Annotated in this window: 10 protein-coding genes and 1 pseudogene; 9 read left to right on the top strand and 2 right to left on the bottom strand. The window is 38.7% G+C overall.

Going from position 1 to position 14,951, the window contains the following annotated elements; all coding sequences use genetic code 11:
- From AAC037_RS05975 to AAC037_RS05935, 9 genes are all read left to right on the top strand, one after another.
- On the top strand, nt 1-1,332 hold a 1,332-nt coding region (locus tag AAC037_RS05975; protein ID WP_339902129.1), incomplete at its 5' end, for a 2-succinyl-5-enolpyruvyl-6-hydroxy-3-cyclohexene-1-carboxylic-acid synthase.
- A gap of 239 nt (nt 1,333-1,571) precedes the next feature.
- Nucleotides 1,572-2,453, top strand: coding sequence for an inositol oxygenase family protein (locus tag AAC037_RS05970; protein ID WP_339902128.1), 882 nt, complete (start codon nt 1,572-1,574; stop codon nt 2,451-2,453).
- Nucleotides 2,454-2,524: 71 nt separating this feature from the next.
- Nucleotides 2,525-4,099, top strand: a complete 1,575-nt coding sequence (locus AAC037_RS05965) for a solute:sodium symporter family transporter (protein WP_339902127.1) — start codon at nt 2,525-2,527, stop codon at nt 4,097-4,099.
- 286 nt (nt 4,100-4,385) lie between these two features.
- On the top strand, nt 4,386-4,721 hold the full coding sequence (locus AAC037_RS05960) for a hypothetical protein (RefSeq protein ID WP_339902126.1): 336 nt from the start codon (nt 4,386-4,388) through the stop codon (nt 4,719-4,721).
- A 167-nt stretch (nt 4,722-4,888) separates the two neighbouring features.
- Nucleotides 4,889-6,109: an efflux RND transporter periplasmic adaptor subunit gene (locus tag AAC037_RS05955; RefSeq protein WP_339902125.1), complete on the top strand. Its 1,221-nt coding sequence runs from the start codon at nt 4,889-4,891 to the stop codon at nt 6,107-6,109.
- A 19-nt stretch (nt 6,110-6,128) separates the two neighbouring features.
- Nucleotides 6,129-9,299 (top strand): efflux RND transporter permease subunit, encoded by a 3,171-nt coding sequence (locus AAC037_RS05950; protein WP_339902124.1) that lies wholly within the window; start codon nt 6,129-6,131, stop codon nt 9,297-9,299.
- 56 nt (nt 9,300-9,355) lie between these two features.
- A complete protein-coding gene (locus tag AAC037_RS05945; protein ID WP_339902123.1) occupies nt 9,356-10,810 on the top strand; it encodes an efflux transporter outer membrane subunit in 1,455 nt (484 codons plus the stop codon).
- 454 nt (nt 10,811-11,264) lie between these two features.
- Nucleotides 11,265-11,840: a pentapeptide repeat-containing protein gene (locus AAC037_RS05940; protein WP_339902122.1), complete on the top strand. Its 576-nt coding sequence runs from the start codon at nt 11,265-11,267 to the stop codon at nt 11,838-11,840.
- A gap of 126 nt (nt 11,841-11,966) precedes the next feature.
- Nucleotides 11,967-12,656, top strand: a complete 690-nt coding sequence (locus AAC037_RS05935; RefSeq protein WP_339902121.1) for a TVP38/TMEM64 family protein — start codon at nt 11,967-11,969, stop codon at nt 12,654-12,656.
- A 72-nt stretch (nt 12,657-12,728) separates the two neighbouring features.
- On the opposite strand, the gene AAC037_RS05930 is transcribed toward AAC037_RS05935, so the two are convergent.
- Nucleotides 12,729-14,054 (bottom strand): amidohydrolase family protein, encoded by a 1,326-nt coding sequence (locus tag AAC037_RS05930; RefSeq protein WP_339902120.1) that lies wholly within the window; start codon nt 14,052-14,054, stop codon nt 12,729-12,731.
- 208 nt (nt 14,055-14,262) lie between these two features.
- Nucleotides 14,263-14,951, bottom strand: a pseudogene (locus AAC037_RS05925) (hypothetical protein); the annotation flags it as partial.

Genomic DNA, 14,951 nt, shown 5'->3' with positions numbered 1-14,951 from the left:
GAAAACATCTATGGACATCATATCAAAAACAGCTATACCTTCCCGGATGAAGTATCTCACCCGGACAAATTATGGCATGCCAAAAGGATAGTAAAAGAAGCCCTTATTCAAGCAGAAGATTTCCCTATGGGGCCGGTTCATATCAATATTCCTTTAAGAGAGCCTTTTTATCCACAAGCAAATGAAGCATACCCTTTCGAGCTTACCGACCTTGAAGTCGATTTAGATCTGCACCTATCTAACTCCCAACTCAGAGAAGAAAGTGTAGTTCAATTAAACTCAGAACTAAAAAAGATTCAAAAAGTATTGATCATCCCGGGCCAACAGCGTCCTGACTGTGAGATTAAAAATTTACTAAAGTCTATTGCTGAGAACCACCAAGCTGTGGTAGTTACTGATGCCATCAGCAATATGGCTCAGGAGGCTACAATCAAACACCATGACTTACTATTACTCAATCAATCAGAACAAATGGTTCCGGAGCTCATTATAAGCTTTGGAAAATCCATTGTTTCAAAGGCCTTAAAATTGTTTTTAAGAAAACAGAAAATTGCCCACTGGCACATTCAACAACATGATCAGGTTCCTGATACTTATCAAAATTTGAATCAAATCATTAGGCTAAAGCCGAAAACATTTTTGGAATTCTTTCAAAAAGAAGCCAACAAGTTGGAGGCTTCTTTTGAAAATGAATGGCTGAAAAAAAACGAAGCTGTCAAAACAAAATTACCGACCTTACTTGACCGGGCCCCATTTGGGGAGTTGAATGCATTAGAGAAAATACTAAAAGCGCTACCGGCTTATGTAAAGCTACATATCGCCAATAGCATGGCCATTAGAAATGTAAACTTTTTAGGTCTTGGTGGAGATGATCTTGAAATTATTTGCAATAGGGGGACAAGTGGAATTGATGGATCAAATAGTACGGCTGTAGGATGCACATTTACTACTAAAGAGCCGGTGGTGCTACTTACCGGAGACATGGCTTTCTTTTATGACAGAAATGCATTTTGGCACCAATACAATTTGCCTAACCTACGGGTCATTCTTTTTAATAACCAGGGAGGTGGGATCTTCCGAATGATCGATGGACCTTCTAAATTGCCCGAATTGGATGAATATTTTGAAACCAAACAAAAACTGGATGGTAAACATTTGGCGGATGAATTTAACTTCCAATACCAGCTTGTAAAAAGTATGGATGGGCTTCAATCCGGACTGCAAACATTTTTTGACAAATCCCTAAATCCCAAATTACTGGAAATAAAGTGTGACAGTGAAACCAATACCAATACCCTTAAAATGATAAAAGAAGCATTGCTGCTAAAATAAGCAACAGCTCAGCATTGTAAATGGAGATTATTTCTTTTAACGCCCAGTGCAATCATGCCTGTTGACCTGAGCTTTCAAATGTTTATTTTAATAAAGTAAAGCGGAACTAAGCGCTTACTTTACGAATGAACCTATATACTTGCTAAATTTTAATAATTTTTAGCTTGAAAATTTGATTTTAGAACAAACATTCATTTGTTTTTTATAAATTTAACGCATTGATAATAAACCTCTAATTCATGGGACAGGAATTAACAAGTAAAGAAAATAATCCCCTTGACAATATAGAAGACTGGGAGGCTGATTTAAAAGTAAGGTATCCAAAGCCTAAAGCCGAAGACTCCAAGGAAAAATCTGATTACCGCAATTACCATGACTCCGAAAGGGTAGATACGGTCAAGGAATTTTATCGCCTCAATCACCTATACCAAACAGTCGATTTTGTAAAGGAAAAACAGGTGGAATTTCTCAATTTCGATAAAAAAGAAATGCCATTTTGGGAGGCCATTGATTACCTCAACACCTTGGTGGATGATTCTGATCCGGACACAAGTTTGGATCAACTGCAACACTTGCTCCAAACATCGGAAGCCATACGAGCAGATGGACATCCTGATTGGTTTGTGCTAACCGGATTTATTCATGATTTTGGAAAAATACTCTGCTTGTTTGGAGAACCACAATGGGCAGTTGTTGGAGATACCTTCCCAGTAGGTTGTCAACATTCAGACAAAATTGTTTACCCTGAATTTTTCGAAGCAAACCCAGACAGCAATGACGGAAGGTACAATACCAAATATGGTATTTACGAAAAAAACACCGGGCTAGACAATGTCAATATGTCTTGGGGTCACGATGAGTATTTATACCAAATGATGAAAGATCACCTTCCGGAACCGGCCTTATACATGATTAGGTACCATTCTTTTTATGCCCAACACAGGGAGAATGCGTATGATCATTTGATGAATGATCATGACAGGGAAATGTTTAAGTGGGTGGATAAATTCAATCCCTATGACTTGTATTCTAAAGTCCCTGTACCACCGGATGCAAAAGCTTTGCGGCCCTATTATGAAGATTTGGTAGCAAAGTATCTTCCTGCGACCTTAAAGTTTTAATCACTACTAGCTAATAAACCCAACCTTGATTGCTGTCCGTAAAAAACCGGGCAGCAATTTAACTTTATACTATGCTCACTGCTTTAACCTTTATAGGATTTACATTATTTGTTGCAATTTTTTCATGGTACAAATTAAGGAAAGATGACATCAGCTCAAGAGATGGCTATTTCCTAGGAGGTAGATCCCTAACGGGAGGAGTAATTGCAGGCTCCATGATCCTGACCAATATCTCTACGGAGCACCTGATCGGACTTAATGGATCTGCCTATAAAAATGGGATGATTATCATCGCCTGGGAGGTTACCAGCGCCATAGCATTGGTTATTGCAGCCCTATACTTCTTACCCATTTACCTTAAAATGGGCTTAACCACCATCCCTCAATGCCTTGAACAAAGGTATGACGGAACTACAAAAACCATTGTTGCTTTTTTATTGATGGTGTCCTTTGTCGTCACCTTGCTCCCCATAGTATTGTACACAGGAGCCATTAATTTGGAGAGCATATTTAATGTTTCTGAGGTGTTTAATGTAAGTCAATCTGAAGGGATTTGGATCACCGTCGTAACCATTGGGGTCATTGGTTCCATATATGCCATTTTTGGGGGTCTAAAAGCCGTGGCTTTATCAGATTCCATCAATGCCATTGGCCTATTGATTGGTGGACTATTGGTTCCAATCTTTGCACTTTGGGATATAGGGGAAGGCAATATTATAACAGGTATGTCCAAAGTATATGAATACGCTCCAGAGAAATTTAATGTCATAGGTAAAGAAGATTCAGTCCTTCCATTCAGCACCATTTTCACAGGTCTTATGATCAATCAATTGTATTTTTGGGGGATGAATCAAACCATTATTCAGCGTGCCTTTGGTGCTAAAAACATGGCAGAAGCCCAAAAAGGCTTATTGTTTACCGGAATGATGAAAATTTTCATTCCATTGATTATTGTAATCCCGGGAATAATCGCCTATTACTATTACCAAGATCAATATTATGACAACCAGGACTTTATCTATCCTGTATTATTGACACGTGTGATGCCGCTTGGTTTGCTTGGATTTTTCGCTGCGGTTGTGCTGGGAGCGATATTAAGTACCTTTAACAGTGTTTTAAATTCTGCTGCGACTATTTTTAGCCTTGACATCTACAAAAAGCTAATAGACAAAGAGTCAAGTGACAAAAAATTAGTTTATGTAGGTCGTTTAAGTTCGCTTACCTTGGCGGTATTTGCCATTTTAATTGCTCCACTGGTAGGAAATGCCCCTGAAGGCCTTTACCAACTGATGCAGCAATTGAACGGTATCTTCTTTATTCCTATCGCTTCTATTTTAATTGCAGGTTTTTTCATACCAAAAATTACTGCAAATGGTGCCAAGGTAGGCTTATTCACAGGATTGTCTTTTTATTTATTGACCACTTTTATATTTGATTCGGGCATCCATTTCATACACATTTGGGCAATAGAATTTATCATTAATCTTTTGGTCATGTATGCTGTCAGCCATTATTTCCCCGGAAAGCCCAATACTTTTGTCAAAAAGGCTCCGGTCTTAGAAATGAAGCCTTGGAAATACGCCAAGCCAGTTTCCTTGGGGCTATGTGTCATTACCCTATTAATTTACATCTGGTTAGGTAGCTAAACTTATATTGTATTTTAGTAGGCTTGACTAGCTATTGAAAGTGGAAAAAGAGGTTATATTACCTAAAAAAGTTTACTAATTAGCGGTGCTCAGAATGTAAGTTTTTTCAACACTTATTCTGATTTTATTGGGCATTAGAAAATTTAAAATTATTGTTTAATAAATCTTAAAACATGGGTTTTAATTGTATTAAGGCCTAGTTTGCTTTTGTAAGCGGTCAGTCTATTCAATATTTTTTTTCTATTTTTGTGCTGTGAATTTTGGCAAATATAAAATAGGGGCATTTTTGATTAGAGTGGTATTGACCAATTTATTGGCTATCTTTTTAATTAGTCTTTCTGTTGCAGAAGGAGAAAAGGCCATGTACAATTTCCCCTCGCCAGACTTTGAAATTGGAATGTTGGATTATGATTATTTGGATTTCCCAACCTCCTTGACCAGAACATTCACCAATTACTCTCCCCAAAAAAACGCTTTATTACCCACTTTTTATTTGAAGGCAAATGATTTCAAAAGTCTGATAATAACTTCATTAAATATTCCCAAAAGAATCTGTACATCGACTTCACTCAGGCAACTGAAACGAATCATCTCTTTGGTGATTTGTAAAAATGCACCTTGAGTTAAGTTCAAACTGTATATTTTAGTTTTAAAAGCAAAAATGTATGGGTAATTGTCAGAATACACCCCTTAATAATCCGGTAAATATGCCTTATAAACATTGCTAAGGCTGTCTTACCATAAAATCTTAGTATCAATTTATTGTAATTTTAACTTTATTTAAAAGAAATGTTAAACACAAACCAATGGTTCAGGTCTTCCTTTTTGGAATACCGAACAATCATCACATTGCTTTATTTGGCAGGGATTGCTTTCACATCCGTGTCATGTAGTGAGGGAAACGGAAAAGGCAAAAAGAATGCTGAAGTATTGGAAGTTCCGGTCTTTACTTTGTCTCCCAAAAGCATCGAAGTGCCCCAAACCTATGTTTGCGACCTTCAGGCCATCCAGTTTGTTGAAGTTAGATCTAAGGTGGAAGGATTTGTTGAAAACATTTATGTAGATGAAGGGCAAAGCGTAAAAAAGGGCCAACCATTATTTCAGTTGTCCTCAGCAGAATACAATGAATTGGTAAATTCCGCTCAAGCCAAATTGATGCAAGCCAAAGCAGAAGAAAAATCTGCCAGCCTGGAAGTGGAAAGGCTTAAAGTGCTTGTAGACAAAAAAATCTATTCCCAATCTGAGTTAGAGTTGGCCCAGTCTAAAAAAGAGATGGCTCAATCAGCGATTTTGGAAGCACAATCTATGCTCAAAAATGCTCAAGTCGGCTTGTCATATACAACGGTAAAAGCTCCGTTTGACGGAATCGTTGATAGAATCCCTTATAAGACCGGTAGTCTTGTGAAAAGTGGTGACTTATTGACCAACATCACAGACATTAGTGAAATTTTCGCTTATTACAGAATCACAGAGAATGAATACCTTGAGTTCATGAGAGGTGAATTAGACAAGGAGTCAGATGATGAGCAAATGAATCAGCAGGTTACAGAAACCTTGCAAAAAGAACAGGAAGAAATTTCTTTGATTATGTCTGATGGTGTGGTTTATCCTTATAAAGGAAAACTAGAAACCATGGAAGCAGATTTTGAACAAGGTACAGGTTCCATTGCCTTAAGGGTAAGATTTCCAAACCCTGATCAACTGATCAAGCATGCTAGTGGTAAAGTACAAATGAAAAGTATGCTTAATGATGTTTACCTTATACCCCAAAAATCTACTTTTGAGATTCAAGAGTACAACTATGTGTATTTGGTAGACAGTGAAAATAAAGTCAATGTCCGTAGTTTCCGTCCCCTGGGAAGGCATGGGTTATTTTATATCGCTCAAGACTTCAGCCCCAATGACAAAGTTGTTTTAGAAGGTATACAGTTATTGAAAGATGATGCAACCGTCAAAACAAATCCTGTTGGAGAAGAAGAAATTTACAAATCCTTGGACATCAACCTGTAAAGGTTAAAAATATTTTCACATGTTTGATTTATTTATAAAAAGGCCTATCCTTTCTACGGTGATCTCAATTTTGATCACTTTGCTAGGATTATTAGCCCTGCTGGGATTACCAGTTACACAATTCCCTGAAATTGTTCCTCCCTCCGTTACTGTAACCTCACAATATCGAGGTGCAAATGCGGAAGTGGTCACCAAAGCTGTTACCACCCCACTCGAAAGAGCCATTAATGGGGTGCCGGGAATGACGTATATGTCTTCAGTAAACACCAATGATGGTGTTTCTGTCATCACTGTGTTTTTTAATGTAGGTACAGATCCTGACCAGGCAGCTGTAAACGTTCAAAACAGAGTGGCCACAGTGGTAGATGAACTTCCTGAAGAAGTTATTCGTGCAGGTGTAATGACCGAGAAAGAAGTAAACTCTATGTTGCTTTACCTCAACCTTATTACCTCAGACACCACTCAGGATGAAAAGTTTGTTTATAATTTTGCAGACATTAACATCCTTTCAGAATTAAAGCGGATTGATGGTGTAGGTAGGGCTGAAATTATGGGTAACAGGGATTATGCCATGAGAATTTGGCTAAACCCGGATAGAATGGTTGCTTACAACTTAACCCCACAGGATATCAGCGACGCCATACAAAGCCAAAACGTAGAAGCAGCACCGGGAAAATCAGGGATTAGCTCTGATAGGGATCCCCAGGCTTTACAGTATGTATTGAAATATACCGGTAAATTTAATCGTCAAGAGGATTACGAAAATATAACACTAAAAGCACTTCCTGATGGATCTTTGTTAAAAATTCGAGATGTTGCTGAAGTGGAGTTTGATTCTGAAGATTACAATATGGTATCGATGACAGATGGGCAACCTTCTGCATCCATTATGATCAAGCAAAGACCGGGTTCCAATGCCAGAGAGGTAATTCAAAACATCAAAGATAAAATGGCAGAACTTGAGGAATCTTCTTTTCCTCCGGGCATGTCTTATAATATTTCCTATGATGTATCTCGATTCTTGGATGCTTCCATATCTGAAGTGGTTAAAACATTAATTGAAGCCTTCTTGCTGGTATCTTTTGTGGTTTTTATCTTCTTACAGGATTGGAGATCTACACTTATACCCGCAATTGCGGTACCTGTATCTCTTGTCGGTACCTTCTTTTTCATGAGTCTATTTGGCTTTTCCATCAACATGCTTACCCTATTCGCAATGGTATTGGCAATTGGTATAGTGGTGGATAATGCCATTGTGGTGGTGGAAGCGGTGCACGTTAAAATGCATCAGGATGGAATGAATGCCCAAGATGCCACATTTGCCGCAATGAAGGAAATTGGTGGGGCTATTATTGCCATTACACTGGTAATGTCCGCAGTGTTTGTCCCGGTAAGTTTCCTTTCCGGTCCGGTAGGTATTTTCTATAGACAATTTTCCTTAACCCTGGCCATCGCCATCGTAATCTCAGGTATCAATGCACTTACCTTATCCCCGGCCTTGTGTAGTATTTTACTTAAGCCTGTTCATCATGAAGGCAAGAAAAACCTCATTAGCAGGTTCTTTGTAAAATTCAATGAAAAATACGATGCATTCTCTGGTAAATATGCCGGTCTAATTGGTAAAACTGCAGGAAGAAAAACCATTACTTTTGGGCTTTTACTTTTGTTCTTCTTCCTGACCTATGGAATGACACAAATCTTACCATCAGGCTTTATCCCAAATGAAGATCAGGGGATGATCTATGTCAATGTGACCACTCCTCCGGGTTCCACCATGGATAGGACACAGCAAATAATGGATGATGTGCAAGCTTCTATTTTACCGTTTGATGAAGTAGAGACTATTTCAACCCTTGCAGGATATAGCTTATTAACAGAAACTGCAGGTGCTTCTTACGGTATGGGGATGATTAACCTTGTGGCTTGGGAAAACCGGGAGGAAGATGTCAATCAGCTAATTGAAAAATACCAAGAAAGAACCGCTCACATTACAGGGGCAGCTATACAATTTTTTGCTCCGCCTCCTGTTCCGGGTTTTGGTAATGCTTCAGGGTTTGAATTACAAATGCAAGACAGAACCGGTGGAGATTTAGCATTTACTGCTTCCACAGTTGAGGATTTTCTAAACGAAGTGAGAGCCAGGCCTGAGATTCAAGAGGTATTTACCAACTTTGACCCTTCTTTCCCTCAGTATATTTTAAGGGTAGATCATGATAAGGCTGCCAAACTTGGTGTAGACATTAGAGAATCCATGGCTACCCTACAGAGCTTTATTGGTAGTTATTACAGTTCCAATTTCATCCAATTTGGACAAATGTATAAGGTGATGCTTCAGGCCTCTCCTGAGTTCAGAACAAACCCTGAGTCACTCTTGAAAATGTACACCAAGAACAATCAAGGGGAGATGGTTCCTTATTCCAATTTTGTCAATTTGGAAAGAATATATGGACCGGAACAATTGACAAGGTACAATATGTTTATCTCAGCCATGATTAATGGAGATGCCGCCCCTGGCTATTCAAGTGGTGACGCCATCAGAGCGGTCGAAGAAACTGCTGTAGCAACCCTACCTAGGGGCTTCAATATAGATTGGTCAGGTATTACCAGAGAACAAATCGCCTCAGGTAATCAGGCGGTGTATATCTTTCTTATCTGTTTGGTTTTTGTTTACCTATTACTTGCAGCCCAGTATGAGAGCTATTTACTTCCGCTTCCGGTAATTTTATCCTTACCGGCAGGTATATTCGGTTCCTTCTTATTGTTACAAATTACCGGATTGGAAAACAATATCTATGCACAGGTATCCTTGGTCATGTTGATAGGATTGTTGGGTAAAAATGCCATTCTAATCATTGAGATTGCGGTACAATCAAGAGAAAAAGGAATGGGTATTCTGGAATCCGGAGTACATGCCGCAGTAGAGAGGTTACGCCCTATTTTAATGACTTCTTTTGCCTTTATTAGTGGTCTAATTCCTCTGGCTTTGGCCAGTGGAGCCGGAGCAATTGGTAACCGAACCATTGGTACAGCAGCTGCAGGTGGTATGTTCATTGGTACTTTTGTAGGGATTATTTTAATTCCTGGTTTGTATGTGGCTTTTGAATCCCTTTCGGCATATCTAAATAATAAGCCGGATAAAGCCCCTGTTGCCGAAAAGGTGATCAACTCTACTGATCTTAAGACATCCTAAGGAAGGGACGATGGCTGGATTAATTCCTGCCATCGTTTCTAAAACTGAACAAAATCATGAACAGAAATTCATACCAATATATCGTATTAATCCTCTTGGTACTAAGTAGCCTATCTTCTTGCAAGGTAGAAAAAGCCTCTTTGGAGAATATCAAGGTGCCACCATCAAGTTATCAGGGCACCCAACTTGTAGGGGACAGTACCAATTTAGCCATGGTGCAATGGCGATCCTTTTTTGCTGATGAGCATCTAAATCGTTTGATTGAAAAAGGACTTGAAAACAATCAGGAAGTTGCAAAAACCCTGGCGAATATAAGGATTGCGCGCGCAGCAATGACCCGAGCCAAAATGGGGCAATTGCCAGAACTCAATCTAACCGCCGGAAGCAGTGTCAGAAAGTTCGGTGATTATACCATGGATGGTGTAGGAAATGATGATACCAACCTTTCCTCTACCGTCCCCGAAGATAAAAGAATTCCCAAGCCATATACCGACTTTATGGTTGGTGCTGAGTTCAATTGGGAGTTGGACATTTGGGGTAAACTAAATATGCGGAAAAAACAGGCATTATCTGAATACATGTCCTCCGTAGAAATGGGTAACCTTGCTCGTACCTGGTTGATTGCAGAAATAGCTAAAAACTATTACAATATTATCGGCTTGGATGAAGAAATCGAAACCTTATTGTCCAATATTTCCTTTCAAGAACAAGCTTTTGAACTTGGAAAAAGTTTAAAAAATGCCGGTAAAGAAAGTCAATTGTCTATAGATCAGTTTGAAGCATTGATGTTGAATTCTAAAGGCATCCTTGTAAGAAAACGTAGAGAATTGAAGCAAGCAGAGTTAAACCTTTCCTACCTTATAGGAACTTATCCTGCGAATATTCAAAGAGAATCACTGTCTGAAGTCAATGTTTTACCTCCGGTGTTGGAAATAGGCCTACCTTCTACCCTATTAACCAAACGACCTGATGTTAGAGCTGCAGAACAAACCTTGCAGGCCAATAACCTGGAAGTGGGTATCGCGCGTACTGCCTTTTTTCCAACATTCAACCTTTATGGGATGGCAGGATTCAATGCCTTTGATTTTAGCAAACTATTTCTAAACCCTGCTTCAACAATCTACCAAATAGGGGGTGGCTTGGTTGCTCCTGTATTTAACAGAAGCAGGATCAAGGCAGCTTACGAAACAGCCAAAGCCAAACAAAAGGTAGCCTTGTATGATTATGAACAAACAGTTTTGGGTGGTTATTTGGAAGTATTAGGTCTGGTCAATGAGTACCAAACTTTAAAAGAAGAGTTAACCCTCAAAACAGATGAGGTACTCGTGCAGAGAAGATCTGTGGACAATGCCAGTACCATGTTTAAAGTTGGTTATGCAGATTATTTAGATGTAATCAATAGTCAATCCAATTCTTTGGCCTCTGAACTAGATTATATAGAATTAAAAGTTCAACAATTACAAAGTATTGTGAGCCTTTACCGAGCATTAGGTGGGGGCTGGGAAGAGTAAAAAAACTCCACCCAAAACTGAGCGAATTGCTTATCAAATCCCCAAGACAATTATTCCTTGGGGATTTTTTGTTTCTCTAAGTCAGACACTCCTATTGATGCTCCTATTACATCATAGGATTTTCTGAGCTTTCTCAGGGAATTATTGTAATCGCAAGAAAATCTCCAAACAACAATGATGAGGTTGATTTTGAAGTGATACTACGTAAAAACCTGAGTCCTACTTAAACTTATGAAAAAATCGTCCTTTTAAGGCTTAGGGCGGGATTTGAAAGCCATGGGAATCACCCTCAAGATGAGACTGTTGCCCCCAATCCAATCTGGGTATTTCTTTCAATGGAACAGGTGAAAATATACACGATTAAAAGCAATGATATTTTTTTAATGCACACATTGACTTAATTTCGCTATTCTAAGTCAAACTTCCCCTTAACTTTCATCAACTATCTTAAGCTATGGCAAGTGAATCCTTTCACAAAGAAACTTTTGATCAAATCGATTATTCAGAAAACCGAATGGCCGGTGAAGCCTACGAAAAATGTCACTTCTCCAATTGTAATTTCTCTAATAGTGAACTGTATAGAATAGAGTTTATGGATTGCCAATTTACCAATTGTAACTTTTCCATGACCAATATTGTAGATGCTGCTTTTAAAAGCGTGGCATTTCAACATTGTAAAATAATGGGAATAGATTTCAGCAAATGCGATGACTTTTTGTTTTCGGCCTCCTTCACCGGTTGCTCCCTTGATTATTCCATTTTTCAAGCCAAAAACTTAAAGAAAACAAAGTTTGACCACTGCTCATTAAAGGATGTTGATTTCACTAATGCCGACCTGAGCTTTGCTATTTTCGACAATTGTGACCTATTACATGCCACCTTTTATAACAGCATTTTAGAAAAAGCTGATTTTAGAACAGCCATTAACTACAACCTTGACCCGGCAAACAACAAGATCAAAAAAGCGAAATTCTCCCTTTCCGGATTGCCCGGTTTGTTATCAAAATTCAATATAGAGGTGGATTATTGACCTTTTTATCGGTCTTAGTGATAAATATTCCCTGTTTTGAAATTTTAATGCTAACTGTTTCAGTTCGGCATTATTTTAGTGAACAAACTACTAAATTTTTCAATGGTTGGTTCAAATAATTCGTAAATGTCAAAAAGGAAAACTTCTAAATGGCCTTATATCTTTTCATTTTTATTTTTAGGAAGCTTGATCGGCTTGTATTTCCTCAATTCATCTGTCCATCAGTTTTTCAACGAAGCATGGGAGGTATTGGGAAGCAATGATGAACAAAGAATATCAAATTGGGTAAATCAGTTTGAGTTATGGGGTCCATTAATAATTGTTGCGGCAATGGTGGTCCAAATGTTTATGTTTATCATTCCTTCTTTCTTATTGATGGTGGTCACCATTTTGGCCTACGGGCCATGGTTAGGATCAGGAATTATTTTATTAGCCATCTTTACCGCCTCAACTATTGGTTATGGTGTAGGTGTCAATTTCGGTACACCGGTCATTGACCGATTGCTCGGAGAAAAAACAAATAAAAAAATCAGTGGATTTTTGGAGGATTATGGTTTCTGGGCCGTCATTGTTACCAGGTTATCCCCTTTCCTCTCCAATGATGCCATCAGTATCATAGCAGGGATGCTTCGTATGGGTTATTGGAGATTTATCGGCTCCACTATGCTAGGTATTTTACCCTTAACAGCAGCTATCGCTATCTTGGGAGAAAACAGAGAGGAAATGAAAACCGGATTAATTTGGTTTGGGGCTGTGAGTTTAGTAGGTTTTATCATTTATGTGTGGTGGGATAAAAGAAGAAGAAGCAAAAATTAAATCCCCCACTTAAAACAATTAAGTGAGGGACTTAGCAATAAAAAGAAATACAATCAATTTATTTTCCGGAGATTAATCCATAGTTCCACTGTTTTTTACCCAAGTGCCATTTAGCATCACCTGTTTAATGGAATACATAGACTTAATATCCTTAGAAGGATCTCCTTCTACCAGAATTAAATCGGCCAACTTCCCTGTCTCAATGCTTCCCAATCTTTCCTGGGTACGGAAATATTCAGCATTGATAATCGTACTGCTAGAGATCACCTCCATGGGACTCATCCCTGCTTCCACAAATAATTCCATTTCTCTTTGATAAGCAAGTCCCGGTTTTACATATCTTCCGCTATTGTGAGAACCTGTAACAATTTTCACTCCTGCCTTATGCGCCATGCCAACAAAATCAAGCATGTTTTTAAACCCTTTCGCCTCATATTCTTTCACGCCATCATCTCCAAATTGCTTTTCAAATGTGGCAATGGTAGGGGACAAAACAACATTATTTTTGGCAGCCAAAGCAAGGACTTCCTTCACCCTGTCTGAAGACAAATCTATTTTTGACCACAACTGATACCTACCTGCTCTTCTATTATTACTGTCCTCCTGAACAGATTTCCTGAATTCTTCTGCATCTTTAGGATCAGCAATAGAAGTACCAAAAGAGGTAACATGTTCAATTCCTTTTAAACCGGCCCTAATTGCATCATCGGCATCTACCAGTTCTAAGTGTGCCACAACAGGTATCTTGTGAAAGTCTGCTGTTTTAATCACTGTTCCAATATACTTCAATGGAAGTCTAAAATAAATTTTGATTCCGGAAGCTCCATTTTCTACATACTCCCCAATTTGTGATCGGATATGATCTGCATCTTTTACCAGAGTGGCTTGTTGAACATACACTCCAGGGTAGCCATCGAGGTGTGCACCGGTCACATACACCCTAGGCATTTCGCCGGTAGCAAAATGCTGCGCCTGATAAAACCTGATGGGATGCCCCGGATCTCTCATGGTGGTGACTCCATATTTTAAAAGCCTGCTTAGGGATTTATTATTATTGGCACTGTGGAAGTGAGCGTCTATTAACCCCGGCAATAGGCTCATCCCTTTTCCTTCTGTAACTTCTGCACCTTCAGGAATGCTCACCTGATTTTTTGATCCGATTTCAACAATTCTGTTTCCTTTGACCAAAACCGTCACATTTTCCTTAGCTGGCCCACCCAAACCATCGATGAGGCGAACACCTACAATGGCTTTAACCATATCATCCGTTGGCCCATCCGGAGGGTTTATCTCCAATAATGAAGGATTGGCTCCATTCTGGGAAAAAACCTTACCTGTAAAAAGCAGGGCGAGGCACAATAATACTATAAGGGGTCTAGAATTTTTAACTCCGGTCATTTTTTATGTTTTTTTGTGATAATAATCTTTTTATTGAAAAAGAAATGGTAAAACCTAAAGAGTTTACGTTACCATAATCTATTAAGAATAAAGAATTATCCTTATCTGTTAAAACAAAATCCTTCTTTTTCCACCATTTCATTCTAAAGCTAAGATGTTATTTCTAATTATAGAAATTAAAGTTTAGGAATTAAAGGGATAAAACTCCTTATTTCACTTTGATCCAAGTATTTTGTGTGACATTGGAGGTAGATAAAGAGTCGATTTCATACAGCGTAGCAGAAGTATTTTCCCCTGAGTACATTCCATTCATAAAATGACAATCTGCTACTTGTGCCTGAATCCTTACTAAAGATTGACCATTCCCTACAATATTCATGGCATGTATATTATTGATTTTACCCGGCAAGGATTCTTCACCATATCCCCTGCCTCCAATAAGGATGGCATCATGGCGACCCTCATTGGCTTTAAAAATCACTCCATTGATATAAACATGGTGAATTCCGGCCTGATCACTGGCCCTGATTGCAATGGCCCGATACCTGTTTTCACAGGAAATATTGGTTATTACTACCTGTTCTATATCATCTTCTGGTCCATACCACCTACTGGCAGTAACCATACTATCGGTAATGTCGCCACTTTTTTTAATAAGCTCAGGGGCTGTATCGAGATTGGATAGTGCTATAAAATCATCTCCGGTAATTCCGGAAATATTGTCAATTCTAAAATTCTTACAGCCTTGCCTTAAATTGATCCCATCTTTGTTAGAGACCATATGCTGTTCTCCATTGACCCTTACAAATTCCTCATTGAAAATGGTTAGGTCAGATAGTTCGGCACCTATAGTGCGTTCAAAACTTATGGTCCAGCCATGGGTATTTTCAAACCTCA

Source organism: uncultured Cyclobacterium sp. (genome assembly GCF_963976465.1).
GTDB lineage: Bacteria > Bacteroidota > Bacteroidia > Cytophagales > Cyclobacteriaceae > Cyclobacterium.
Note: the sequence above shows the minus strand (reverse complement) of the source record. Positions and strands in the feature narration are given on the sequence as shown.